Below are 25,972 nucleotides of genomic sequence, written 5' to 3' on the forward strand. Positions count from 1 at the left end.
ATACAGTATTACATCGTTGTCGCTAGCACGCCCCACCCTGATCACCGTGTTAGGATCAAACTGCCACTTCTGGACTGCCACCGATTTTAGGGGATGCAACAGAGTTAGGGTTATCACTGACATTACTTGCGAGTAAATACTGCTAACAAAAGGGGAGCAACCGGCGCGCTCCATGACTAAATCTATCCTTTTATTCTACCCGACTTAGTCATGGATGGTAACAGGACAAGTCTTCTAAAACACCGGCACCGGGAAGGACACCACCCCCCGGGCAGAATCTCCAACCCGCTGCCGTTCAAGAGGGAGCTTCTTGCCATTACACATCCAAATACATTATATCTGAATTTTTCTATTGCGCAATAGGAGAATATTAGACTACAACAGCCCTGCATTGGCCATCCCTAGCACCAGGCCCACCCCCAGAATATGACCGAAACTCATGGTGGCCAACAACTCTGGAAAGCCGTAATTCTTCCATAAAGCCGGCTTTTCTATAGGCAAGTCCGGCCCACTGCCTGGATTCTTTATAGCAAAACGCCCTATAAAAATCGCCATCATGTTCGCCGCCACCATCACAATCGCTACATTTGTATTCCAGCTTACTGTTTGCGGCACTTTTGTAAGTAGATATGCTAAAAGCATTTCTTGATAACTCCCAAACTGAAATAAATTATGATTATTAATTGTTTTTGCGGGTACACCATGCCATCGGGCAAGTTATGTCTATCATCTTAGATTAAATCTTGTTTTTTTTTCCTCACAAATTGTTAATTTTTATTGCTGAGCGCCTCCCTCTAGTTTATGCGTCTGAAAATATGTGGTATAACAGAACTGGCCCAGGCAATAGCAATTGCCGAACTGGGTGTTGACACTCTAGGTTTCATCTGCGTTGCTGACTCCCCCCGTTACCTGGAGGCTACTAGGATACAACAGATAACCAGCAAACTGCCAAAACAGGTAAGCAAGATAGGAGTATTTGTCAACCAAACCGTAGAGACCATTGTAACAGTCCTAGAAACAGCAGGACTTACTGGCATTCAACTCCATGGAGACGAAACCCCCAGCCAGTGCGCCCAACTCAGGGAGATTTTGCCGCGGGTTGAGATTATCAAGGCCTTTCGTTACCGCGACAAGAAGTCCTTGGCTACACTGGAAGAATATCTCCCCTACATCGACACTATTCTAGTGGATACCTATCAGAAAAATGTCTATGGGGGCACGGGCAAAACCCTCGATTGGCAACAGTTAAGGGACTTTCGTCCCAAAAGGCCATGGTTGTTGGCTGGAGGCCTTAATGCCGACAATATTCTTTTGGCACTACAAACCGTCCACTGTGATGGTTTTGACGTCTCCAGTGGCGTGGAAATTAGTCCTGGCAAAAAAGACTTGGCCAAGGTGCGACACCTAGTTAGTATCCTAAATTCCTATAAGTCTTCACTCCCCTCTTCCAATTAGTAGGAATTGGGAATTTAGTTGTTCAGTAACACCAACAGTGCCGATAATACCAAACTAACCGTAATACTAACAATAAATCAGCTCATTATCTGTCCTATGGAGAAAAAATTAGCCTTCTTGGGGTTAGGGGTGATGGGCAAACCCATGGCGGAAAACCTACAGCAGGCCGGGTGTAGTCTAAAAGCCTGGAATCGCACTAAAAATCGCCCCCATTTACAGAATACCTTCCTGCCACTAGTGGACACCATAGCAGAGGCGGTGGCAGAGGCAGATATTATCTTTACCTGCCTGGGGGGTGTGCCAGATGTAGAAGAGGGTTTATTAGGGGAGGCTGGAGTCATTCACTATGCCCGTTCCAGTAGTCTAGTAGTAGACTTTAGTACTATTGGTCCAAGGGCCGCACAGGCGATCGCCCAGAAGCTGGCCACCAAGGGTATTCATTTCCTGGATGCCCCCGTTTCAGGAGGCGACATTGGCGCAAAACAGGGCACCTTAACCATCATGGTGGGAGGAGATAAACTGGACTTTGACCTATGTCTCCCCTATTTCCAGATACTAGGCAAGAATATCACCTACTGTGGCCCCACGGGCAGTGGTCAGGCGGTCAAGTTATGTAACCAGGTGTTGGCCAGTCTACATATGGTCGCCCTCTGCGAGGCTATTACCCTCGCCAAGATCCAAAACATCGACCCTCAGTTGGTGGTTCGGGTTTGCAGTACGGGCGCCGCCTCCTCTTGGGCCTTAACCAATTTAGGGCCAAAGATACTACAACAAGACTACCAACCCGGTTTTATGATCAAACATATTCTCAAAGACCTACGTTTGGTTACAGAAGCCCTCCAAGACACCAGTTACTCTCTCCCCGGAGTACAGCTTGCCCGTCAACTGTTTGAAACTGCCGCCCGTCTCATTGGACAAGAAGGTTATAACCTTGGCACTCAGGCTATGATTCGTGCCTACCTGGGGGAGGACAAAGACAACCTTCCGGGCTAAGACGTACAATTCTTTAATACGCCTTTGCCCAAAGGGGGAATTTCATTAGAAGGTGACCTCGTTCAGCCAACGCACAGCATCCTTGGCATGATAGGTTAAAATAATGTCCGCACCTGCCCTTTTAAACCCCAGCAGGGTTTCCATAGTCACCTTCTTTTCATCTATCCAACCGTTGAGGGCGGCCGCCTTGATCATTGAATACTCCCCAGACACATTATAGGCCGCCACCGGCAAATTGGTAGCCTGTTTCACCTGCCAAATTATGTCCATATATGCCAAGGCCGGTTTTACCATCAACATGTCCGCCCCCTCTTCTATGTCCAACTGGATTTCTTTCAATGCCTCCCTTGAATTAGCCGGACTCATTTGGTAGGTACGACGATCGCCAAAACTGGGGGCCGACTCCGCCGCCTCCCTAAATGGCCCATAATAGGCAGATGCATACTTAGCCGCATAGGACAAAATCGGTATGTGACTGAAGCCGTTTTCGTCCAACGCCTCACGTATTGCCTTTACCATCCCATCCATCATTCCCGAGGGGGCTATTATATCCGCCCCTGCCCTCGCCTGTGATACCGCTGTCTTCTTTAATAATTCTAGAGTAGGGTCATTCAAAACTCTACCCACTAAGTCTCCCACTTCCAGATAGCCACAGTGTCCATGGATGGTGTATTCACAAAGACAGGTGTCGTTAATGACAATTAGCTCCGGTACCGCCTTTTTTACTGCTTCTGTAGCCCTTTGCACTATACCACAGTCATGCCATGCCCCTGTAGCCTGTTCGTCCTTCTCTTCCGGTATCCCAAACAGGATTATTGCCGGTATCCCCAAATCGTATACCTCCTTTGCCTCTTCTACTATTTTGTCTACTGACAGCTGATATACCCCCGGCATTGACTTTACTTCTTTTGCTACTCCCTCCCCCGGCACCACAAACAATGGGTAAACCAGGTCATTCACCGTCAGTACTGTTTCTTGCACCATGCGTCTTATCTGCCAATTCTGACGCAGACGCCGCGGCCTGTTTACTGGGAACATACCTCTCTTCTTCTCTTATTGCTGTCTCGTCTTTTTGCTGTCTTTCTAGTTTACGTCTTTCCTTCTTTCCCCCTTCTCTGCCAGTAATATTTTGTTACTTTTTGCCCAGGGGTTGACAAAGGGAGGTCGTTCACGCTAGAATGGGGGCGTTCACGGTGGGTTGTTTTATCACAACGCACTAAAACACTCGTGGTGCTCGTTTTTTTGTTGAGAATAAATATAAAAAAGGGGAGGGTTGGAAAAAGAGTAATGTGATAAGTAATAGAGGCGAACCAATGGTTTATAAATAGGGGAGGAAGAGGGATAAAATAAAGGGAAAAACAGAGAAAGGAGAGGAAAGGGGGAAGTAAAAAAGGAAATGTGGTGGAATGTATTATTTGCAGTAGTATTTGGGGTGACAGTGGGGATTGCAGGTTTTCTGGTCATTAAGAGGCAAGGAGGAAATTTCTGGAGGAAACGAGCCGCCGAGGCAGATGTAAACACACTAATATCCACTACGGCAATGGTAATAATATTAATTCTGGCAAATCTGTTAGCAAATAAATACTCTTGGCGCATAGACTTAACAGAAACGAAACTATATACCCTCTCCCCCCAAACACAACAAGTCTTAAAAAGTCTTTCTGAACCAATAAGGGTTTATGTATTTGATTGGCCCCCCAATGGTTATGACCGTCAACTCCTCAAAAATTATGCCCGCCATAGCAAATATTTCTCATTTGATTTCATAGATCCGCAGGTGAACCTAAGTCTAGCACAAAAATTTCAAGTAGATAGAAAGGGCAATGTCTACATACAGTGGCGGGATAAACGCCAACTGGTACAAACTGTATCCCCCCAGAGTCGACTAGAAGAAAATAAACTCACTAATGCCATCGTGAAGATAAGAAGGGAAACCACCCCCGTTGTATATATTATCCAAGGACATGGAGAACCCTCCCTAGACCCAGCAACACAACCCAGTTTCTCTCAAGCGGTAAAAACCCTCAATGATAATGGTTATATTGTTAAACCCCTTAACCTAGGACAGTCCCCCCTTATCCCTCCCGATGCCAGTGTTTTAATAGTAAGTAGTGGGGACAGGAATATACTACCTGGGGAAGAGAAAATTATTCAGAAGTATCTGGAAAAGGGTGGCAACATTCTAATTATGGTCAATGCCTCTAGTGAAGTTCCATTGGCCAAGACCCTCAGTCAATGGGGTGTTAAACTCCATGATAGCATAGTGGTCGACCCCTCCGGCACCGGCGAGACACTGGGTCTGGGTCCTTCTGTTACTATAATCACTAACTACGGTCAGCACCCTATAACTCGGGATTTTAACAATGGACTGACCATACTTCCCTGGGCTAGACCAATTATAACAGAAAATAAACCAGCAATAGAAAAAACCCCCTTGCTAATCACCCATCACCAATCTTGGGGTGAAACCAATTTGGAGGGCGAACAAGTATTATTTGATCCTACAAAAGATAAAAAAGGCCCCCTGGAAATAGCAGTTGCCTTGGTGAGAAAAAACTCAAATACCCGCACCCAAGTCCAACAGAAAAATACCTCCACCCCTACCAACACCCCTGTCAAGCCTGAGACGAAAAACAAAGGAGACTTGCCACCGCCACCGATTAACCCCCCAAAACCAGATAACATCCCCCTAGTAACCACTCAACCTTCTAAAGACACCACAAAAATGGTAGTGGTAGGTAACGCCAATTTCGCCACCGACGGCTGGTTTTTGCAACAACTCAATCAGGACTTTCTCTTAAATGCTATCTCCTGGTTGGCTAACGAAGACGAACAACTGTTGTCTATCCGGCCCATAGAAGCTGTCAATCGTCGTCTCCGCCCCACCCCCCTACAAGTTCAAATCCTCTGGTGGTTGGCCCTTGTAATTCTACCATTAATGGCCCTTATTATTGCCTTTGTTACCTGGTGGCAACGAAGTCGACTCTCATAATCTACTGAAAAATGCTGTTACAATATTTAACAAAAAATAAAGGCATGTCCGTAAAGCTTTTATTTTTCAACCACCAGTATACCTGAAACTCCCATGACATTGACTAAAACTCCTCCACACCAGGATACAAAGGACGTCCTCGAGGAGGTCCACGTACAGCCCCGAGTAATACCTAAGAAACACAAAGAGGATTTGGGGCCAGTAAGTGATCTCTCCCCGGAAAGTTGGCGATACCATCCGGAAATGATAATGGAGTATTATAGCCGGAGAAGGTGGCTGGTAATCAGAAGGATGGTGGCTATTATATTCCCCCTGTTATCCTTTTTTTTGGCGCTTTGGTGGGACTCTTTACGGGGGAAAACAAAACAGAATGAGGCAAAAAGGGCAGTCCAATTAAGGGAACTCCTCACACAACTAGGACCTGCTTATATTAAAATAGGCCAAGCTCTCTCCACTCGTCCAGACTTGGTCCCCCCCACCTACCTCAATGAGTTGAGTCAACTGCAGGATCAATTGCCTCCCTTTGACAATGAAATTGCCTATCAGTTCATCGAAGAGGAATTAGGTGCACCCCCCCTGGAAATATACCAAGAAATATCCCCTAACCCCATTGCCGCCGCCAGTCTAGGACAGGTTTATCGCGGCAGGCTGAAAACTGGCGAGGAAGTGGCCATCAAAGTCCAACGTCCCGATTTAGTTAGACGCATCACCCTGGATATCTATATCATGCGCTCCCTTGCCATGTGGGTGAAAGGCTATGTCAAGAGAATAAGATCGGACCTGGTGGCTATTGTGGACGAGTTGGCCTCTCGCATCTTCGAGGAGATGAATTATCTTCAGGAGGGGGAAAATGCAGTCAAGTTCAAAAAATTATATGGCCACCTCCCGGAAATATACGTGCCCAAAATCTACTGGGAATATACCGGCCGTCGTGTTTTGACTATGGAGTGGATAGAGGGCATTAAACTAACAAAGATTAAAGAAATTCAGGCTCGGGGTATCGATGCTACTCACCTGGTGGAAGTGGGAGTACAATGTTCTCTACAACAGTTGTTGGAACACGGTTTTTTCCATGCTGACCCCCACCCCGGCAACCTCTTGGCCATGCCTGACGGCAAGTTGGCCTACCTGGACTTCGGCATGATGAGCACTATTGAACCCTATCAACGTTATGGTCTCATACAGGCTATCGTACACCTTGTCAATAGGGATTTTGAGGCTCTTGCCCAGGATTATGTCAAATTGGGATTTCTCAGTCCAGACACTGATCTTACCCCTATTGTCCCCGCCCTGGCCAATGTGTTCAACAATGCCCTCGGCGCCAGCGTAGCTGAACTCAACTTCAAAAAAATTACCGACGAAATGTCCGCCATAATGTATGAGTTTCCCTTCCGTGTCCCCGCCTATTACGCCCTCATTATTCGTTCTCTGGTGACCTTGGAGGGTATAGCCATCAATATAGATCCCAACTTTAAAGTCCTAAGCAAAGCATATCCATATGTTGCAAAAAGACTACTTACAGACCCGGCACCGGAACTGCGGGACTCCCTTAGGGATTTACTCTTCAAAGACGGCTATCTTCGTTGGAATAGACTGGAAAATCTTTTACGCAATGCCAAGGATTCTCCTGACTATGACTTCGACAAGGTAATAAACCAAGGATTAGACTTTCTCTTGTCAGACAGGGGAGAATTTATTAGGGAAAGACTGGCTGACGAAATTGTCAACTACTTGGATTATATTGGGCAAAGGGCTTGGTTGAATATAACTCATACCCTTAGTCAGACTTTTGGCTTCGGCGATAATAACAACAAAGTAGTAGAAAATGGTCAAAGGCTTCCTCCCCCCTCCTGGCAACACATTGGCAATATTGTCCAGATTCTACAGCAAACCAGGGGTTATGATCCCCTTAAATTGATTCCCCTGGTCACTACTATTTTACAAAGTAGGGAGACTCAAAAGTTGGGACAACGGATCGCCGGCGGTTTAGCGGAAAAGGCCACTGTAAGACTAATTCGTGCCCTCTTACTGACAAATACTTCTAACAACCATGGCTCCAGTGGAAAAATTGCCCACTGTAATGCCAAAGGCCCTCTAGTAGCGAACATTCCCCAACAGGAAAGTAATGGCCGATAGCCGGGCAATTTGTTAGTTGCACCCCCCTTCTGATTTTGGCCTTAACCCTTCCCCTCGAAAACCCACAAGCCAGTTTTGTATTCCACCTCGGTAACGGTTTGGTTATAGTTCAACTGGCCTTGATTTTTTCTTGCATATGTTGTCTATTAGTTAGTAATCTTTCTGGACAAACCGGTTATATTTGCCCTTCACCCCCAGCATTGAGAGCCCCCAGGTATACCAATCCCTGTTCGATTTTCAAAGTTATAAAACTGGCATCCCTAATCATTCTAGTGGCATCCTTCACCCCCACAATAACCGGAATACCTAGTCTCATGCCAATCTGCGCCGCGTGAGATCTTACCCCCCCTTCCTCCGTTACAATAGCCGAGGCTACACGCATAGCATCTACATATCTACTGTCGGTACCATGAGTTACAAGTATGTCTCCAGGACGGAAATTGCTTATTTGAGACGGGTCCAGAATGACTCTAGCTCGGCCGGTGATAGTCCCCTGTCCGAAACCAACACCCGGACTTAGTGCCCCCTTCACGATCTCTACTTTAATTAAGTCCGTAGATCCAGACACCCCCTGGAGAGTGCCGGCTGTGATTACCACCAAATCCCCATCCTTCAGTAGCCCTTTTTCCCTCGCTAGATTTATTGCCCCCTCAAATGCCTGTTTCAATCCGGGTAGATCCAACAGTAGCAGGGGTTTTACACCCCATACCAATTGTAGTTGACGAGATACACTTACATGGGGAGTGACCGCGAAAATCGGCGTCTGTGGCCGAAACTTGGATACATTCCTCGCTGTCGCACCGGTTTTGGTTAGGGTCATAATGGCCGCCGCCTTCAAGTGTTGGGCTATTTGACCTACCGCCTGGGCTATGGCATTAGGAATGTTTTGACTCTCACCTCCGCTATATTCGGGACTATGGGGCACAAAGCTAGTATAATAACGAGGCCCTTTGTCCCAAGAAGCCAAGAGACTGCCCATTTCACTTTCTATACGCATGGCTATTTTCGCCATGGTCTCCACCGCCAATACCGGATAATCCCCCACTGCTGTCTCATTTGACAACATTACCGCATCTGTCCCATCCAAAATCGCGTTGGCAACGTCTGACACTTCTGCACGGGTAGGGCTTGGATTTCTCACCATACTGTCCAACATCTGGGTGGCCGTTATAATCGGTATTCCTAGACGATTGGCAGTTCTAATTAATCGTTTTTGTAGTATTGGTACCTCCTCTGGCGGCAATTCTACCCCCAAATCTCCCCTCGCCACCATTACCCCGTCACACAAAGAAAGGATTTCTTCCATTTGTTCTATCGCCTCATGTTTCTCTATCTTGGCAATTACTGGCGTTGACTTGCCGGCACTACTGATTAAGTCTTTTACCTCTAGCACATCCTGAGGATTGCGCACAAAACTTAGGGCTATCCAATCCACCCTCTGATCCAACCCGAACATTAAGTCTCTTTTGTCTTTTTCTGTTAGGGCTTTTACTGATAGACTTACATTAGGAAAGTTCACTCCCTTATTACTGGACAATATTCCCCCTACCACCACCTGACAGTGCAATTCTTGTTTCTCTTGGTCTACCTCTTTTACTATCATTTCCACCCTACCATCGTCTAGCAGTATTCTCGCCCCTACTGGTACCTCTTCCGCTAGCCTGTCGTAGCTTACATATCCTATCTCCTGGTTGCATTCCACTTTCCTGCTGGTTAGAATGTAGTGATCCCCTTTTTCTAACTTTATCGAACCACAGGGGAATTTGCCTAAACGAATCTTCGGCCCTTGTAAGTCCTGTAGTATACCAATTGGCCTATTCAGCTCATTTTCCGCCTGACGTATTAGACGAATACTCCTTTGGTGATCTTCGTGGGTTCCGTGGGAAAAATTTAGCCTAAAAGTACTTGCCCCTGCCAAAATCATCTCCTTTATTATTTCTGCCTTCGCACAAGCTGGCCCTACTGTCGCTACTATCTTTGTGCGGTGCTTGTACTTCTCATTCATTCCCCTTTTTCCCTCTCAATGGAAGCGCCTGATATTATATCTTATTCTTGTTTTTCCCTATGAGTGCCTTTCTCTATTCCCCCTTTTTTGTCTTTGAGTCCTATTTTTAACCCCCCCAGCCCCCCAATACAGCCTTTATAGCCCTATCTTCGCCTTTTTTAATCCCTCCCACTCTCCCTGCCCCTTAAGGCCTAGACACACTTGTATACGTAAGTTTACAATATTTAACGAGGAAAAGGCCATAGGGAGGAGGAAAAAATGGCTGCCAAAGTAGAAATTTACACCTGGAGTAGGTGTCCTTTTTGCATAAGGGCGAAGAATTTACTCAGGGAAAAGCAGGTGGATTTCATAGAGTACTGTATAGACGGAGATGAGGAAGCGAGAAGGAAAATGGCTCAGAGGGCTAATGGGCGTACCAGTGTGCCTCAGATTTTTATTGATGGTGTGCACATTGGCGGTTGTGATGACCTTTACCAGTTGGAGTTCGAGGGAAAATTAGATAGACTATTACAGGGTGGGGTTGGCTAATTAGACCTACTCCACCAAGGTCCTCTAGGAGAAAAATGAAGAAATGGGATGAGGTTTTTGTTTATTATCGATGAAATTGCCTCCCTCGACCCCACCCATGACAGTAGTGTGGCTATGATGGAGGCCGCCCAGCTACTGGGTCATTACGTTTACATTACCACCATTGAAAGACTGAGTGTGGTAGAGGGTAAGGGTCACGCCTATGTTTCTCCCGTGACTCTTAAGCCAGTACAAAGGGTAGATGACCACTGGCAGGCCGAAAGGGATTGGTATAGCCTGGGAGACTGGCAATTTGTCCCCATCGAGTCCTTTGACGCGGTTCTAATGCGCAAAGACCCCCCCGTCACTACTTCCTACCTCTATGCCACCTATATTCTAGATCTCGTAAATCCTAAAAATACAAAAGTAATTAACTCCCCCCGGGGAATCCGTGCCGCTAATGAAAAGATGTATGCTTTGCAGTTTACATCAGTGATTCCAGACACCATTGTAACCCAGGATAAGCAACTCATAAGGGATTTTTTGCAAAAAAAGGGGAAAGTGGTGATAAAGCCCTTGGGGGGTAAAGCGGGGGAGGGCATTCTCTTGCTTGAGAGGGAGGATAAGAATTTTAACTCTCTCATTGAAATCAGTACCAAAAAAGGCCTGGAACCCATTATGGTACAAGAGTATTTGCCGGCTTCCTCTCAGGGGGATAAAAGGATAATTATTGTTAATGGTAAGCCGGTGGGTGCGGTAAATCGCATCCCCAATAAGGGGGACTTTCGCGGCAATATGGCAGTGGGAGGAACTGTTGCACCGGCAAAAATAACCCCCCGAGATTGGGAAATATGTCAAGTGCTCAGGCCTCGACTTTTACAAGACGGTTTATTTTTTGTGGGAATTGATGTTATTGGTGGTTATCTGACGGAGGTCAATGTAACTAGTCCTACCGGTATCCGCGAAATTGATCTGCTTTCCCATTCTAGCCTGGGAGAACTTACCGTGCGGGAAATAGAAAACTTTTGTTTGGACAATGGCTAGAACTAATTAAAACTGGCACCGGCCAACCCCCTGCACAGCTCAGATGAGAAAACCTTATGCTTTTAAGAGGTTCACTGAATGCTTTCACTCTAGGCAAGAAACCTAAGTACTAGGGCGGGACGGGGAGCAATAGGTTTCCCCCTTGATCCTGCCATCGGCGAAGTGGATAATACGCGAGCTTTGAGCCGCCACATCTGCCTCATGGGTTACTAAAACTATTGTCATCCCCTCCTCATTCAGACTTTGAAATATGGAAAGAATCTCCTTGGTGGTTTCTGAATCTAAGGCTCCTGTGGGCTCGTCTGCTAGCAGCAGTAACGGCTGATTTACAATAGCCCGGGCAATGGCCACTCTTTGTTGTTGTCCCCCCGACAGTTGATTGGGCTTGTAGTCTAGCCTATTTCCCAATCCCATTTTCCTTAGTGCCTCTATTGCCCTGGAGCGTCGTTCTTTCTCCGGAACACCGCCGTAAATCATGGGTAACATGACATTTTCCAACGCAGTCAACTGTGGCAAAAGGTAGAATTGTTGGAAAACAAAGCCTATAGAGCGGTTGCGCAGTTCTGCCAATTGTCGGGGGGAAAGACTTGCTACATTTTGTCCATTGAAAAAATAGTTCCCGGTGGTGGGCCTATCCAGGCAGCCAATTATGTTCATCATAGTAGATTTCCCCGACCCCGACGCCCCCATTATTGCACAGTACTCTCCCTTTTCAATTTTTAGGCTCACCCCCCCCAGAGCATGAACCTGATTCTCCCCCTCCCCATATATTTTGTAAACACTGTCCAACCGGATTAGTGGTTTTTCAGTCTGACTTTCTTTCCTCCACTGCATTCCCTATACACTAAAATTTCCTTTTGTTTATTTATCTCAAATACTACCCCGCCCCCAGGGCGAATGACCACCCTCCCCCCTGGTACTCTCTCCACCTGTAGCTCTTCCGACCATTGTGACAAACAAAGCCTACTATTGTCAAGGTTGGAGGGACAAAGGTTATTCTTTTGTCTAGCCAAAGCAATTAATAGGACTGCCGGGATGTAAACCTCCCACTTCCTTCTGGGGGTGGCCATGGCCAATAGGAATAAAGCCGCCGTGGTTATCCATCCCAGGTTGCCGGACATAATCGATAATGCCATGGGAAGGTTGAAAAAGGGAGGCAGAAAGGTTCCCTTTAGGGCCTTGGCCACAATATTTAGTAAAACTGCTGCCATGATTTCCCCTTGAAAACCTACTAGGGGGCGGAAAATAGTAAACCCACCGGTGACAAGTGCTGTGGCCAATATAGCAGCACTGTCTTTCTCTTCGATTCCTCTAGCAAGTAGTTTTTCCCTTAAGTTTGCCACTAGTTTCTCTCGTTCCGCCTCTGCCCAGCCTAGGACATAATTTTTCCCGGATTTTTCCAATAGCCATTTTTCTCTTTCAATAACTCCGGCCATTGTCTCCTTGTCTTCTTGGAAAAAGGGGCTCTCATATTCTAACTCCCTAACTAATAACGCCACCGTTTTCTCCAGTTGGTTTCCATAGTTATCTGCCAGTTGCTTATCTAGACTCCAACAGCTTTCTAAAAACGCCTTGTTGAGCAAGTGTGCTATTTCTTCTTCTGCTGTCGTCTTTTTCCCTATCTCTCTTAACTCTTGTTTGGAGGCATTTCCCTTCTCTCTTAATAGAAGATTTAAGCTTCCCCTCTCCTCTAAAGTCAATTTGGCAAAAGGAGCCCTAATAGCTTCAATTGTCTTAACCATACTTCCACTCCGTTTTTCCCTCAAGCCCTTATTCCATTGTAATATACTCTGTATTATTTAATCTCAGCTTTAAGAATTATTCAAAGTCCCTTCAAGGGAAAACTATCATTCGCTTGAGCACAGTTGTATTTCCCAAACTACATATGAGTTTTGTGTATCCATATGTAGGTTCCAGCATATCTGATGTTCCTTCCCTATATCCATCCCTCCTCTTGTCCCAAAAACCCAACTTAAGTTGTGCTTTTAGGAATTATTTGCCTCTCCTTGGACTAGTCACTTGTTTTGTAATCTAATATACGATATTTTTATCTCATAAATTTTAATTTGCATTCCACCGATCATTTTTGCTATAAAAACCCAACTGAGGTCCTAATTTAACAATTTTTAATGCTATATTTGTAGAAATAATTTATACTATGTTTTATAATAGAAAAGACAGCAAAAAATATTATAAATTATGGAAGTAACAAATAGGAACACAAGTTATTCAAAAGAAAAACAGGGGCTGGGTAAAGAGGACAACAGAGAAGAGTTCAGGGAGCTGGAAAGGGTATACAATGAACCATATTTGATATGGGAATACAATATACCTGGCCTGAAGGATGCAATGGACGTCCTTCTAACTAGTCTGGTTCAAATAACGGACAAAAATGAGGCACAACTTTGTCGTCAGAGGATAGAGTATGAGTATATACACAAGGGGTTGTATTCCTATTTCATTCAGAAGACTAGAAAGTATAAAGAATGGGGATTTGAAAATTACGAGCAGTTCTGTAGAGAAATTCTAAAACATAGTTACGAGACCGAAAGAAAATTTCAAAAAGCGGCTGAGGTAGCCTTAATACTAGCAAGGGCAAAATTTGAACTTCTACCTGGCACAAAACAACAGGCACTTATCCTCTATAAGGCTAAACTTAGTCCTGAGCAATTGGTACAATTCTGGGGAGAATTGTTGGAACACACCAACGGACAATCCCCCACTACCAACCAGATAAGGGAAAAGTTAAATTATATGGGGTTGAACGGTGATTTTAATAACAATAAAATAGATAGAAGTATTTTGAGGCAATTTTACATGGAGGCAGAGAGACTTGGATTTTCAGATGTTAATGAATACCTTGAGAGACTACTCCATGTTTCCCAGGTATGTGGGCGAGAGCTTTTAGTTGAACCCCATGAAGCCGAGAGGGAAGGTAAAAATGAAAATATTGCCTCCGGGAAAGGCAAGACAGTGGACAATACCTCTGTGACGGAAGATTACCAGAGGGGTGCTAAAGCCGAGAACCCAGAAAACGAGAAAACACCTGATTGTTTGTCAAAAACAGGGATAAAAAACCAAATCCTGTTCAAAATAAGGGATTCACTGGCGGCACATATGTTCTTTAAAAATTGTTGCTCTATAACCAGGATAGACTCTGACACTGTCAGAATAAATTTGTGGACGGAAAACATAGACAAAGAACAAAATGAAGAACTAAGAAAGTCTAAGATCAATTTTTTGCTTAGTGCCTACGAGAGATACAAGGCCAAAATTGAGGAAGCAATAAATAAACTACTGGGGCGGGAAGTGGAAGTAGTTGCCCACATAGGACAAATATTGTGAGTGGGAATACAACCCAGAGGTGGAGAATATGAAATGCAGTCATTTTTTCATTCATTTGCCTCTCTACACCATTTTCCCGTGTGTTTCCCCCGTCGGGCTTTTAGCAGGAGGGTGGTGGACTGTTGTTGTCCCGATTAGAACCGCCATTATTGGACAAGAAACATCCCATAAAAACCCAACATAAGTTGTGTTTTTGACTGGAGGCGGTCAGGTAGAAATGGGCCACAAGGTTAGGTTAAAGATAACAGTTCTCAATTGGTTGGGATTAGAGTGAATTTGTGTGTGTATCTGACAAACCCTAGTGAATTGTTTATCTCGCCATGCTTTTAAAAAGGGTGTGAACCGTGGTGGGATTCAGAGACAAAAATTAATGAAACAAAGTGTAGAACCTAGGAGGAAAACCCTTACTGCCAAAAGGCCAACCCAACAAACAGGAAAAAGTATTAGCAACCAGTGACAGAGAGGCTGTGATGGGTCAGTGAAGAAACATGAGCATAAACACTGGAAAAGAAAAATCATTCATAATGGTCTTGTAAGAACAGCAGTAACAGACTACTTGGGGTGAGGACAATAATAAGAGCCAGTGGGAAGAGGGGATTAGATTGGATTTTTTGTTATGCCATCCTGGGAGCAATGTTCCTCATCGTGTGGCTATGTGGATATGAGAGACACTACAAAAACCCAACTTATGTTGGACTTTTCCTAGTCCTACCACAGACCGAAAAGGGAAAAATAAGCCACAAATAGTGTCTAACATTAAAAACCGGACCAGCCGGGACAGGGCAGTGGTAAAAAAATCAACAGGGGGGCAGATATTACTGAGACAGAAAGAAAACAAAAGAAAATCTGGCTTAAATACTTTTGTAATAAAAAATAAACAGTATCGGCAATAAATATGCGGCTCGTACTTAGGTGGAGTAAGTCGGAAAATCTGGGGGGTAAAAGAGAATCCACACGGTTGCCGAAGAAACACATTGCGTTTTAATCTCAAAATGGCGTTTTCCGAATACATAAGGTTACTTAGAAAGAGGAAGGAGTGAAAAACATGCCAACAAAAGTAAAGATTAATGATATTGGACAGTTAGAAAAAAGTACCTGCAAGGGAGAAAAGTCAAGACTTAAAGGCATTACTTGTAAAACTAATAGACAGGATGGGTAGAGAGGGTACAATAAGTATACAAAATTACAAAAATATCAGAAACAACCATATAGCAATAGCTTAGTGATTGGAAGAAAAAAAAGACTTGAGGAACTTGGGGGGCAATGGTGGTACAAAACCCGGGCCATCTCAAGAAGATAAAGAAAAATCATACAATCCGCCTCAACAGAAAGATTACTGGAGAAATCATTTAGAACTCAAGGCTCTTATGGAGAAACAATAGACCTGAAATTGCAAAAAAGTCAAAGGGCATGGGTTTTTAGCAAATAGAATAAACAAGAACACAGACAGGCATAGGCTTAATGCTGTTGATTATTATAGCTACATGGAACCATGACCCTTACTGAAAAGGTCACCAGATATGTAAAGCTCTTAAAAGCATAAAGAAAACAAAGAAAGACAAAAAGACAATTTTAATTCCCACAGGAGAAAGAAGGCAAGGCGAAGATCTAAAGAGCTTGGTGTAGGGGGCAATAAAGGGCTCCATGTCTGTGAGTTTTGCAGGGTAGATAGGGAGGCCTTAAAGAAGGTTTATGGAGATGCTGTTATGATTTTGAGCTTTTGTGAACCCTTTGCTGAGAACTTCAATGGAGCTTTGGAGCTTTTTCCATGAGGTTATGTTTTATACTAAATAAAGGCCTTGTAGGGGACGCAACGGCCGTTATAGAGGGGGGCCGATACTGCCCCCTAACACCACCACTTAGTTATCGCCAGTGTTCACCCCTTTTTGTCTGGTAGTATTGCCTGTTCTCCTGCAACAACATGGACTCACTCTTGACAAAAGGACTGTTCTATGCATCACGTATTAGCCATTCTTATCTTATCTTTGTTAACGGTTTTAATTGACGCCGAGGCCCAAAATGAGTTATAAGAGTACCCACCGGTGCGAAGTGCACTTTTAATGTTGTACAGAGAAGCCAAGGTCTTAGTCAAAGGAGCTGCTAATCAAACACCTTATGGGAAGCGGGTGAGGGGAATCGAACCCCCCTCATTAGCTTGGAAGGCTAAGGTTTTACCACTAAACTACACCCGCGTCAAAAAAACATCTGTGTCATCCAGTGCCAATGTAGATTGTAACAAAAAAAAGAAAGTTTGACAAGAAAAGGGCGAAGGAGAGGATAATCCGCCCTTTAATTTAAACATGTACTAGCCTACAAACTCTCTACGAGGAGCAGAAACACCCTTAGGTTGTTCCCCTTTCAGATAGGCCAACATGGTGTCGGCGTCGGAGACTTCAAAGGGGTCAGTGGGGCAGTTGTCAGAGTAACCTGGTTCGACAAAGATTTTCTCAATCTTACCGTCATTGACTAGCATAGAATAACGCCAGGATCTGTAACCGAAGCCCAAGTTGGACTTGTCTACCAACATCCCCATTTTGCGGGTGAATTCACCATTGCCATCGGGCAACATTTTCACCTTACTAATGCCCAGTTGTTTGGCCCAGTTAAACATTACGAAGGCATCGTTGACAGAAAGGCAATAAATTTCGTCAATGCCTAGGGCCTTGAACTCGTCGTACAACTCCTCATAGCGGGGGAGGTGGTTAGAGGAACAGGTAGGGGTGAAGGCGCCGGGGAGGGAGAAAACTATTACTTTTTTCCCCCCAAAGATTTCCTGGGTGGTAACATCTTGCCAACGATAGGGATTAGGTCCCCCTATGGACTCATCTCTTACACGGGTTTTGAAAACTACATCTGGTACTCGTTCGATTACTCCCATTTTCGTTTCTCCTTTCTTTTTTTAATGCTTCTTTTTTAAGAATAACTCTTATTTGCGAATATGTCAATAGCGAAAATAATTTTATTTTTGCTACCTTAGAAATATAAGAGTGATGCTGCCTAATACTTTAAAATACAAAAAGTATACAGATGCCTGGATTGGAAAAAGAGGAGATAATAAGGGCCTTAAAGTCAAAAGGGTTGAGGGTGACACCCCAACGTTTTGCAGTATATGCCAATTTGTTGGGACGTAGAGATCATCCCACAGCAGAGCAAATTTTAAAAGAGCTGAATAAGGAGGTTCCTACTCTGTCTCAGGCAACAGTTTATCTTACCCTTCAGATCCTCTCCGAAGTAGGGCTAATAAGGGAGGTATTGTTGGAAGAGGGGGTGTGTCGTTATGATGCCAATGTGGAGCCCCACCACCACTTCGTATGTACCAATTGTGGGAGAATCATAGACATCCCCTGGAATTGTTTGGGCCCCATAAACCCTTCCCCTCTTCCCCCCGGTTTTAAGGTGGAGCGCTACGAAGTCACCCTGTATGGCAGGTGCAACCGGTGCAGTTCCGGGGGGGGGAGTCAGACGTAAGCCGGATTCTGTTCCTTCAACTCCTTTAGGGAGTCAAAGGGGCAGTCATCCATCTGGGGTGATTATTACTAATCACCTCTAGCGGTACACCCTCAGCGGGACTGGTAAAAGCCCAACCGTAGTCCCTTCGACCTTGCTCCCGGCCGGGGTTTACCGAGCCAGTACCTCACGGTACTGCTGGTGCGCTCTTACCGCACCTTTGCACCCTTACCTCCTTTAGAAGGAGGCGGTATGTTTCTGTGGCACTATCCTCACGCTCACGCGTACTGGGCGTTACCCAGCGGCCTGGGCTTTTGGGAGTCCGGACTTTCCTCAAACTAAACCCCCACTTTAACTTGTGAAGGTCCAGTTCGCGACTGCCTCGCTGGCTCCCCCCCAGGGACATTATAACATAATCTTCCCCAAAAAGACATGGTTGCCCGAGGCCATGGGGAAATTCCTCTATGATTCTCCTATTATTATTCTGATTTTTCAACTGTATAAATAACTGGCTTAAAAAGGCTTATTTTATGTTACAATAAACGTGGTAATACCAGAATTAATTCCTGTTCATGACAGCAGAAAAACTATTAGAATTAGCCAGAAAAAAAGGCATAAAAGATGTAGAGGTCTATCAGGTAGAATCCGTATCCCGGCCGATAGTTTTTTCGGCAAACCGGCTAAAACAGATGGAGAGCTCTCAGGTTTCAGGGATAGCATTGCGTTTATGGTATGAAGGGAAATCAGGGTTAGCGGTCGCCTACGGAGAGGCTCCTGGAGAGGAGTTAATTGATAAGGCTATATCTGTTGCCCAGTGTAAGGAGGAAGAGGAAGAGGTACTGTTAAACGAAAGGAATTGTCTAGTTTACAATAGTCTCCAAGAGGATTTACCCTTGGCAACAAAAGACGAACAGGTGATAAATCAGTGTCGTCAGGCCATAGAGAAAATATTGAATTACTACCCAGAGGCAATAGTAGGGATAGAGGCAGAATGGGAAAAGGAAACCACCACCCTAGTTAACTCCCGCGGCTTGTACTGTCAACAGACCGACTTGAGTTATAGTGTTTCCATGGGGGTAGAGTTGGTGCGGGACGAGAACTTTTTAGGGGTTTATGATGGGGAGTACGCCCGCCACCTGGTCAGTTTACAGGGGACTACTAACAGGATTTTAGAAAGACTATCGTGGGCAAAGGAAAACAAGTGGGGAATAAAAGGCATCCTGCCAGTACTGTTTACCCCCAATGGGGCAGTAACCTTATGGGAGACAGTAAGCTCGGCCCTCAATGGCAAACTGGTTCTTGAAAAGTCCTCCCCCTGGAGTGACCGTCTTGGAGAACAAGTATTGTCCTCTCTTATAACCCTAAGTCAAAAACCGGATTTCCAACCCTATGACTGCCCCTTTGATGATGAAGGTACACCCACACAACCACTAACCCTAATTGACAGGGGGGTGTTAAACTGTTTTTACACCGACAAGAAAACAGCTAAACTGCTAAAAATCAACAATACCGGCAACGGTTTTCGCCCCAGCCTGGCAAATTATCCCAGCCCCGATCTAGTAAACCTAGTAGTGGCTGCCGGGGACAAATCCTTTGAGGAACTGGCGGCCGGTATGGAGTATGGCATTGTTGTAGATCAGGTACTTGGGGGCGGGGCTGATATTTCTGGGGATTTTTCAGTGAATCTGGATTTGGGTTATCTAGTCAGAGAAGGGGAAATTGTGGCTAGACTGAAGGATACCATGTTGACGGGGAATGTGTATCAGTGTTTGCAGGAGGTTGTGGCTTTAGGCAATGATTCCAGATGGGTTGGGTCCTGTTATACCCCCTCTATACTAGTAGAAGGACTATCAGTGGTGTCAGAGAACAGATAAGGGTAGGACTATTTGAGTCGTCGTAGAATCTCTATGGGGAGGTTATCAGTGTCTGCAATAAAAGCCACCTCATAGACTTGATTCTCAATCATCTGCTGTTGTGGAGGCAAGAGAACTTTTAAAGGGGGGAAATGGGGATTTTCTTTGTTCAACTGAAGACATTTACCAGCTAAAATGTTCAACCAAGCCAATAAATCTATCCCCTTGTCGGTAATATCAAGGGAGAGATGATAGTATCCCACATAGTGTTCATCATGAAAGGGGTCTGGTGCGGGTTTGGGTTGTGGTATTTGTAACAATTCTAACCTACCACCCTCTCCCTCCAACCAACAGGCAAGGGTATAACCCGTAGTGAACTTTTCCCTCACCTCAAACCCCAATAACTGGTAAAAGCTGATAGCTTTCATTATGTCGGCAGTGCGTATGGAAAAATGATGTATTGACATAGTGACCACTACTCAAACAGACGAAAATAGGGATAACGGGGGGGAGTACCCTTTTCCTTCTCCAGGACAAAGTTGATAACCTCCCAGGCAGGATCGTCGGAGAATTTATCACTAAACTCTACTGGCAAACCGTATAACTTATACAACTTGGTTTCCTGATCTGTACCCCATCCCCCACTCTTTTCTAGATAAGAACTTATTAAGTCATAATACCTATGAGCAATTATTACTTTTGTAGCACGATAACCTTCAGTATAAAGACGATCTAGAGCCTCATGAATTTCAAAGCGAATACCATCGGGATGAGTATGTTGACGATACCACTTGCCATCCCAGAGTCGCCAACGTCTGCCGGATTGGAGGTGGATGAGGGTTTCGGTTTCTGGATCGGCCTCAAAGGCGCCATGACGGGGGCATAGATAGCAATCGGTGAGGGTGATGGCATCTATAAGTTGACGGCAGTGGGGGCATTTAATTTGCGGTCCGAAGATGGGATACTGTAGATTCAGTTCTGTCATGACGGTGAAACTGTTAGCAGTCTCCTTGTGTTGTCTTAATTCTTTAATTATAGTGCTGCTTTCCAGAACAAAAGCGAGTAGACAAAAATGAATGAAACAGGCATACAATGAGAATTCTAGAACGACACCGACACCAGTCGACCCTTGTCCAACATTATAATTTCATCCGCCCAGCCATAGGCAAAATCCAAATCGTGGGTAGCCACTACTATAGTTGTCCCTTCCCGGTGTATTTTGTACAGTTGAGTTTTCAATTCTGCCCTTTGCACATAGTCTAAATAGGCCATAGGCTCATCTAAAAGCAACAATTTGGGTTTTAATATCATAACATCGGCGAGAGCAAGTCTTTTCTTTTCTCCCAGACTGAGATAATTAACCGGCTGGTGAGCAATTTCTCTCAACTGGAAAGTATCTAAAGCCTCCTCTACCCTTCTGGCTACCTCCGTGGGAGGCAAACCCAAATTACACAAGCCATAGGACAAATCTTCTACCACCGTAGTAGCCACTAATTGTTGTTCGGGATTTTGAAAAACCAGCCCCACATTTTGTCGCCATTGCCTTAAACAGGGGCCAGTATAATCCAACTGTTTGCCACGCCAACGGATAACACCTTTTTGTGGACGATACAACCCATTAGCCAGTCGTAGGAGGGTAGTTTTGCCACAGCCATTTCTACCTATCAGGGCATAACGTTTTCCTTGTTGTATGGCTAGGGATATGTTTTCCACTGCCGGTTTATGGCTACAAGGATAACTAAAACTCACTTTCTCGAATTCCATTAAACTCATCGGCTGTAGTGCATCACCGTGGTAACCAGTAATAGGGTATAGCCAGCCAAGGCCTCGAAAAGATAGCGTTTTTGGGGATGATAGCCTCTCTCACTCCATACTGTTAATTTTCCATTGTAGCCCCTGGAAATCAAACCCAATGAGATTTCCTTGTACTCTTCAATAGTACGATGCAATAGTTGACTGACTACTAGACTTAGACTGTATAATCCTCTTTTGCAGTTAATATATCCTAGACGGGCTCTTTGGGCTGTCAGCATTTCTGTGGTTATTTCTGCCAAAATGAATATAAAGCGATAGGTCAGGAATAACAACTCAGTGATAAGTGGGGGGCAACCCCACTTTCTCATCACCGTTACCAGTTGGGCAAAGGGCACTGTCAGGAGCACGAAATACATGGTGCTGGTTATTGTCACACTCCTCACTATAGCTTGTAGTGCTTGATATAGTCCCTGTAGAGTAACATAGAGAAAAAAATGCCCCGCCCCAACTCCCAGCAGGACGTCTTTAGTGGCAGCTGCCTGGGGAAGGTGGCCCATATTGAATACTAACGCCAGACTACTGGTGAGGCCAAAAAACAAAGGCACAGTCAAAAGTTGGGCGTATAATTGCCAGGGAATACCGGCATAAACCACAATCCAAACTGCCAGCCAGAGGGTAATTACCATTTGCAGGTGTAGGGGAGCAATATATCCCAGTGAAAACAGCATGAAGGCAAAAACCAGTTTTTGGTGGGGGGGATAGTCTCTAAGTCTGTTAATATAAGCCAGGGCATCGATTCGGTGGTGCATTTAGCGCTTCTTGCCTCTGTAGTATCCTAACACATAGCCAATAGTACCCGCCCCTATGCCAGCCTGGAGGGCAAACAAAAAACTTTCTATTTCCCCACTGGCAGGTTTAAACAAATTTTCCGCCCAAGGTCTATAAGAGGGGTTTATGGCTGTTACCGCCTCTTCTGCCTGACTGTCTGCGCCTTCGAATTCCCCCTTGACAAAGACTAGGGGAAAAAGGGCAAGACATAGTACCACCCCCATTAACAGCCAGTTTTCCAACCCACTTACACCCTTATTATTCCCGCTCATGTGCCAGTCTCCCCACTTTCTGATAAACCCTTTTGTGATAAAGGTTTCAGTCGCTCCAAGTCTTCAGCGGCGTAGGCATTTATCCAATTCCAGACCATTACTGTCAACAACCCCTCACTTATTGATAGAGGTATCTGGGTTAGGGCGAAAATGCCTGCAAATTTCATAAAGGATAAGACTATTCCCCCCTGAGCCGCTGGAAAAGCTATAGCAAGTTGCACAGATGTTACGAGGTAAGCGAATAGACTTCCCAAGGCCACTGCCAAAAAAATAGCCAGTTTTTCCCTGCCAGTTTTCTTAAGAATTATATAAATTACATAAGTACTCCAATTTCCCGCAATGGCCATGGCAAAGGCATTGGCGCCCAGAGTGGTCAAGCCCCCGTGGGCTAGCAACAGAGCCTGGAAAACAAGGACTAAAAAGCCTATAATGGACATAACAGAGGGGCCAAAGAGGATGGTCCCCAGTCCTATGCCCGTGGGGTGAGAACAACTGCCGGTAACCGAGGGGATTTTCAGCGCTGACAACAAAAAACCAAAGGCCGCTGCCAATGCCAATAGCAATTTCAATTCTGGTTGTTCTTTCGTAATTTTGTGTAGTGCCCTATAACCCAACACCAGAAAGGGAATGGTCAACACCCACCAAAGGGCGGCCCATTGGAATGGCAAAAACCCCTCACTGATGTGCATGGCGTAGCTGGCAGATGGAGACAAAAGAAGGGAGAAAAAAACCAAAACCGCACCCCCCAGCGGCAGTGCTCTCCTATAATATTTTACTGACATACCGTACCTCTAAGTACCTGGTGCTTTGCCCCTTGATTTCCAGGGCGGTGAAGGACGTTGGCCACCATGCTACCTAATGGGAATGTTGCTGTCAATCCCCCCAGGGTGCATAACGCTGCAACCGTGCATTTCCAGAATTCTCTACTTTAACCCCCTATGGAGAGAACCATTAGAGCAATTTATCGCATCCTAGACGCCAATTTAAATCGAGCCAGGGAAGGTTTGAGAATAATAGAAGAGTGGTGTCGTTTTGGCCTCAACAATGAGCAACTCACGGCACAGTGCAAGGACATGCGTCAGACACTGGCTTTCTGGCATTCTGACAGCATCCGGGCATTCCGAGATACCCAAAATGACGTCGGTACTAACATCACCCATCCCCAGGAAAGGACAAGGGAAGACATATCTAGTCTATTGCGGGCAAACTTCTGTCGAGTCCAAGAGGCCTTGAGGGTGTTGGAAGAGTATGGCAAACTGGTGGACACTGGCCTAGCCCAGGCGATGAAGGATTTACGCTATCAGGTATATGTACTTGAAAGCAAACTTATGAGTCAAAACCGCAAGCAGTTGTTAAGACAGTGCCCCCTCTATCTGGTAACCTCTCCTGTGGACAACCTCTATGAAGTGGTAGAGGCTGCCTTGCAGGGGGGACTAAAACTAGTCCAGTATCGCAGCAAAAACGAAGACGACTACACCCGCTGGCAACAGGCCAGTAGACTAAGGAAACTCTGTAATGATTATAACGCCCTCTTTCTGGTCAACGACAGGGTAGACATTGCCCTTGCAGTGGATGCCGATGGGGTACATCTAGGACAAATGGACTTACCTGTGGCTGTGGCCCGCCAATTGTTAGGCAATGAGAGGATTATTGGCAAATCCACCACCAATCCCCAGGAGATGGAAAAAGCCATTGCCGAGGGCGTTGACTACATCGGTGTAGGACCTGTATATGCCACCCCCACCAAGCCGGAGAAAAAACCCGCCGGTTTGTCCTATGTGCGCTATGCCAAGGAAAATGCCACTGTTCCCTGGTTTGCCATTGGCGGCATCGATGTAGACAATATTCAGGAGGTGGTTGCAGCCGGGGCTTCTCAGGTGGCAGTGGTTAGGGCTATTATGAACGCCACTGATCCCAAAAAGGCTACCCAGCAGCTTCTTAACCAACTCCTCTCCCTAGACAAACCCGTATAAATAGGTTATAATGGCAAAAGGTGCCTATATAACACAACGCCGCCGAAGAAAGCAGGGGCGCAAGCTTAATAATCCTGCTGAGGTTGGTGCTAGGGGCTGGTCTTTCCTATAATTGCGGGCAGCCAGAAAAAATAGTTCATTCAAGAACTGCTAGACATCAACCATAATCCTCTTCGGCCTGGCGGGTAGCAAGGCTTTTTTTATTGCTGATACGGGGGGCAATGGGAAAAGAAACAATAAACTCCTTAGGAGGTGAGGAAAATACCTAAATCCCTTGAGACCAAAAAACAAGAAGTGGCCCAGTTAAAGGAGCTACTGGCAAAATCCCACCTGACGCTGGTGATAGACTATCAAGGGCTAACCGTTGCGGAAATCACTGACTTGCGGAAACGTCTTCGGGAAGGGGGCTCCATCTGTAAAGTAGCCAAAAATACCCTAATGGGCAAGGCCATCCAGGATGTCCCTCAATGGCAGCCCCTTAGTCAGTTTCTACAGGGCACCTCAGCATTCATCTTCGCCGATGAAGAGAACATAGGCAATGCCGTAAAGGCCTATCAAGCCTTCCAAAAAGACAGCAAGAAAACCACAGTCAAGGGTGGGGTAATGGAGGGTCAAGTCCTCACGGAGGAGCAAATTAAGGCCCTGGCTGACTTGCCCACCAAAGAACAACTTATCGCCCAAATTGCCGGCGCCATCAATGCCATTACTGCCAGAATCGCTAGAGGCATTAATGAAGTACCTGCCTCTCTGGCAAGGGCTATCAATGCCGTCAAAGCCAAACAAGAAGAGGCCGCTTAACTTTCTATTCTTGTAGTTTTTGTGTAGGAGAGACAACTATGTCCGAGAAGGTAGCAAATATTATCGAACAGTTAAAAACCCTTACCCTGTTGGAGGCTTCCGAACTAGTAAAACAGATTGAAGAAGTATTTGGGGTAAGCGCTGCCGCGCCCGTAGGTGGCATGGTAATGATGGCCCCAGGTGCTGCCCCAGGTGCTGCAGCTGAACAGGTTGAAGAGAAAACCGAATTTGACGTTATTCTCGAAAGCTTTGGGGATCAGAAGATGAACGTACTAAAGGCAGTACGGGCTATCACTGGTTTAGGCCTGAAAGAAGCCAAGGAATTGGTAGAATCGGCACCCAAGCCTGTAAAACAGGGCGTCAGCAAGGAAGAAGCCGAAAACATCAAAAAGCAACTAGAAGAAGCCGGCGCCAAAGTTTCCATCAAGTAAAAACACCAATGTCTGCGGGGGTATTTAAGATGCCCCCCGTCTGGAGAAAAAATAATACAAACGAGTTACTAGAGTTTTCTTATACAAAAAACCTGCCTGGGGGAATTGTGTGGAAGAGGAATATGTGATGGACTTTTA

General features: G+C 45.4%; 24 protein-coding genes, 1 tRNA gene, 1 other RNA gene and 1 pseudogene. 12 read left to right on the top strand and 15 right to left on the bottom strand.

Features of this window, described 5'->3' with window-relative positions; translation table 11 throughout:
- Positions 1 to 123 (bottom strand): FHA domain-containing protein (locus tag IGQ44_02860; GenBank protein ID HIK36920.1); only part of this gene is annotated, 123 nt, incomplete at its 3' end.
- Between the two features lie 252 nt (positions 124 to 375).
- The gene (gene psaK / locus IGQ44_02865) at positions 376 to 642 is read right to left on the bottom strand and encodes a photosystem I reaction center subunit PsaK (protein ID HIK36921.1); all 267 of its coding nucleotides are present in this window, start codon (positions 640 to 642) and stop codon (positions 376 to 378) included.
- A gap of 159 nt (positions 643 to 801) precedes the next feature.
- On the opposite strand from psaK, the gene IGQ44_02870 reads away from it, so the two are divergent.
- Both IGQ44_02870 and IGQ44_02875 read left to right on the top strand, forming a co-directional pair.
- Positions 802 to 1,455: a phosphoribosylanthranilate isomerase gene (locus tag IGQ44_02870; GenBank protein HIK36922.1), complete on the top strand. Its 654-nt coding sequence runs from the start codon at positions 802 to 804 to the stop codon at positions 1,453 to 1,455.
- A 96-nt stretch (positions 1,456 to 1,551) separates the two neighbouring features.
- A complete protein-coding gene (locus IGQ44_02875) occupies positions 1,552 to 2,448 on the top strand; it encodes an NAD(P)-dependent oxidoreductase (GenBank protein ID HIK36923.1) in 897 nt (298 codons plus the stop codon).
- 45 nt (positions 2,449 to 2,493) lie between these two features.
- On the opposite strand, the gene hemB is transcribed toward IGQ44_02875, so the two are convergent.
- A complete protein-coding gene (gene hemB, locus IGQ44_02880; GenBank protein ID HIK36924.1) occupies positions 2,494 to 3,486 on the bottom strand; it encodes a porphobilinogen synthase in 993 nt (330 codons plus the stop codon).
- A 358-nt stretch (positions 3,487 to 3,844) separates the two neighbouring features.
- On the opposite strand from hemB, the gene IGQ44_02885 reads away from it, so the two are divergent.
- Entirely contained in the window at positions 3,845 to 5,440 is a 1,596-nt protein-coding gene (locus IGQ44_02885; protein HIK36925.1) for a Gldg family protein, read from the top strand.
- A gap of 93 nt (positions 5,441 to 5,533) precedes the next feature.
- Positions 5,534 to 7,576: an AarF/ABC1/UbiB kinase family protein gene (locus IGQ44_02890; protein HIK36926.1), complete on the top strand. Its 2,043-nt coding sequence runs from the start codon at positions 5,534 to 5,536 to the stop codon at positions 7,574 to 7,576.
- 175 nt (positions 7,577 to 7,751) lie between these two features.
- On the opposite strand, the gene pyk is transcribed toward IGQ44_02890, so the two are convergent.
- On the bottom strand, positions 7,752 to 9,581 hold the full coding sequence (gene pyk / locus IGQ44_02895; protein ID HIK36927.1) for a pyruvate kinase: 1,830 nt from the start codon (positions 9,579 to 9,581) through the stop codon (positions 7,752 to 7,754).
- 258 nt (positions 9,582 to 9,839) lie between these two features.
- Between pyk and grxC the strand changes: the two genes are divergently transcribed.
- The gene (grxC, locus tag IGQ44_02900) at positions 9,840 to 10,109 is read left to right on the top strand and encodes a glutaredoxin 3 (GenBank protein ID HIK36928.1); all 270 of its coding nucleotides are present in this window, start codon (positions 9,840 to 9,842) and stop codon (positions 10,107 to 10,109) included.
- A gap of 48 nt (positions 10,110 to 10,157) precedes the next feature.
- Positions 10,158 to 11,132 carry a glutathione synthase gene (gshB, locus tag IGQ44_02905; protein HIK36929.1) on the top strand — a complete coding sequence of 325 codons (975 nt, stop codon included), beginning with the start codon at positions 10,158 to 10,160 and terminating at the stop codon, positions 11,130 to 11,132.
- A 102-nt stretch (positions 11,133 to 11,234) separates the two neighbouring features.
- Here the strand turns inward: gshB and IGQ44_02910 are convergent, their stop codons facing one another.
- Both IGQ44_02910 and IGQ44_02915 read right to left on the bottom strand, forming a co-directional pair.
- The gene (locus IGQ44_02910; GenBank protein ID HIK36930.1) at positions 11,235 to 11,966 is read right to left on the bottom strand and encodes an ABC transporter ATP-binding protein; all 732 of its coding nucleotides are present in this window, start codon (positions 11,964 to 11,966) and stop codon (positions 11,235 to 11,237) included.
- Positions 11,927 to 12,874, bottom strand: coding sequence for a hypothetical protein (locus tag IGQ44_02915; GenBank protein ID HIK36931.1), 948 nt, complete (start codon positions 12,872 to 12,874; stop codon positions 11,927 to 11,929). The genes IGQ44_02910 and IGQ44_02915 overlap by 40 nt, the downstream gene beginning before the upstream one ends.
- A gap of 952 nt (positions 12,875 to 13,826) precedes the next feature.
- Between IGQ44_02915 and IGQ44_02920 the strand changes: the two genes are divergently transcribed.
- Positions 13,827 to 14,477, top strand: coding sequence for a hypothetical protein (locus IGQ44_02920; protein HIK36932.1), 651 nt, complete (start codon positions 13,827 to 13,829; stop codon positions 14,475 to 14,477).
- 2,121 nt (positions 14,478 to 16,598) lie between these two features.
- On the opposite strand, the gene IGQ44_02925 is transcribed toward IGQ44_02920, so the two are convergent.
- Positions 16,599 to 16,669 (bottom strand) — tRNA-Gly (locus IGQ44_02925).
- Between the two features lie 113 nt (positions 16,670 to 16,782).
- A complete protein-coding gene (locus IGQ44_02930) occupies positions 16,783 to 17,355 on the bottom strand; it encodes a peroxiredoxin (protein ID HIK36933.1) in 573 nt (190 codons plus the stop codon).
- A gap of 149 nt (positions 17,356 to 17,504) precedes the next feature.
- Between IGQ44_02930 and IGQ44_02935 the strand changes: the two are divergent.
- A pseudogene (locus IGQ44_02935) lies at positions 17,505 to 17,918 on the top strand (transcriptional repressor).
- An 8-nt stretch (positions 17,919 to 17,926) separates the two neighbouring features.
- Here the strand turns inward: IGQ44_02935 and rnpB are convergent.
- Positions 17,927 to 18,318: RNase P RNA component class A (gene rnpB / locus IGQ44_02940), an RNA gene on the bottom strand.
- A gap of 178 nt (positions 18,319 to 18,496) precedes the next feature.
- On the opposite strand from rnpB, the gene IGQ44_02945 reads away from it, so the two are divergent.
- Positions 18,497 to 19,798: a TldD/PmbA family protein gene (locus tag IGQ44_02945; GenBank protein HIK36934.1), complete on the top strand. Its 1,302-nt coding sequence runs from the start codon at positions 18,497 to 18,499 to the stop codon at positions 19,796 to 19,798.
- A gap of 8 nt (positions 19,799 to 19,806) precedes the next feature.
- Here IGQ44_02945 and IGQ44_02950 read toward each other — a convergent pair whose 3' ends face one another.
- The 6 genes from IGQ44_02950 to IGQ44_02975 form a co-directional block, all read right to left on the bottom strand.
- Positions 19,807 to 20,238 carry a VOC family protein gene (locus IGQ44_02950; protein HIK36935.1) on the bottom strand — a complete coding sequence of 144 codons (432 nt, stop codon included), beginning with the start codon at positions 20,236 to 20,238 and terminating at the stop codon, positions 19,807 to 19,809.
- A 14-nt stretch (positions 20,239 to 20,252) separates the two neighbouring features.
- Entirely contained in the window at positions 20,253 to 20,762 is a 510-nt protein-coding gene (locus IGQ44_02955; GenBank protein HIK36936.1) for a TIGR02652 family protein, read from the bottom strand.
- 116 nt (positions 20,763 to 20,878) lie between these two features.
- Complete coding sequence (locus IGQ44_02960) at positions 20,879 to 21,541, bottom strand: ABC transporter ATP-binding protein (protein ID HIK36937.1); 663 nt, start codon at positions 21,539 to 21,541, stop codon at positions 20,879 to 20,881.
- A 5-nt stretch (positions 21,542 to 21,546) separates the two neighbouring features.
- Positions 21,547 to 22,341 carry a cobalt ECF transporter T component CbiQ gene (gene cbiQ / locus IGQ44_02965; protein ID HIK36938.1) on the bottom strand — a complete coding sequence of 265 codons (795 nt, stop codon included), beginning with the start codon at positions 22,339 to 22,341 and terminating at the stop codon, positions 21,547 to 21,549.
- On the bottom strand, positions 22,342 to 22,632 hold the full coding sequence (locus IGQ44_02970; GenBank protein HIK36939.1) for an energy-coupling factor ABC transporter substrate-binding protein: 291 nt from the start codon (positions 22,630 to 22,632) through the stop codon (positions 22,342 to 22,344).
- Positions 22,629 to 23,414, bottom strand: a complete 786-nt coding sequence (locus IGQ44_02975; GenBank protein HIK36940.1) for an energy-coupling factor ABC transporter permease — start codon at positions 23,412 to 23,414, stop codon at positions 22,629 to 22,631. Before IGQ44_02975 ends, IGQ44_02970 begins: the two co-directional genes overlap by 4 nt.
- 156 nt (positions 23,415 to 23,570) lie before the next feature.
- On the opposite strand from IGQ44_02975, the gene IGQ44_02980 reads away from it, so the two are divergent.
- The 3 genes from IGQ44_02980 (at position 23,571) to rplL (ending at position 25,834) form a co-directional block, all read left to right on the top strand.
- Complete coding sequence (locus IGQ44_02980) at positions 23,571 to 24,605, top strand: thiamine phosphate synthase (GenBank protein ID HIK36941.1); 1,035 nt, start codon at positions 23,571 to 23,573, stop codon at positions 24,603 to 24,605.
- 261 nt (positions 24,606 to 24,866) lie between these two features.
- The gene (locus tag IGQ44_02985; protein HIK36942.1) at positions 24,867 to 25,403 is read left to right on the top strand and encodes a 50S ribosomal protein L10; all 537 of its coding nucleotides are present in this window, start codon (positions 24,867 to 24,869) and stop codon (positions 25,401 to 25,403) included.
- 38 nt (positions 25,404 to 25,441) lie between these two features.
- A complete protein-coding gene (rplL, locus tag IGQ44_02990) occupies positions 25,442 to 25,834 on the top strand; it encodes a 50S ribosomal protein L7/L12 (protein ID HIK36943.1) in 393 nt (130 codons plus the stop codon).
- Positions 25,835 to 25,972: the final 138 nt, after the last annotated feature.

The organism is Geminocystis sp. M7585_C2015_104 (assembly GCA_015295805.1).
In the GTDB taxonomy this organism is placed as follows: domain Bacteria; phylum Cyanobacteriota; class Cyanobacteriia; order Cyanobacteriales; family Cyanobacteriaceae; genus DVEF01.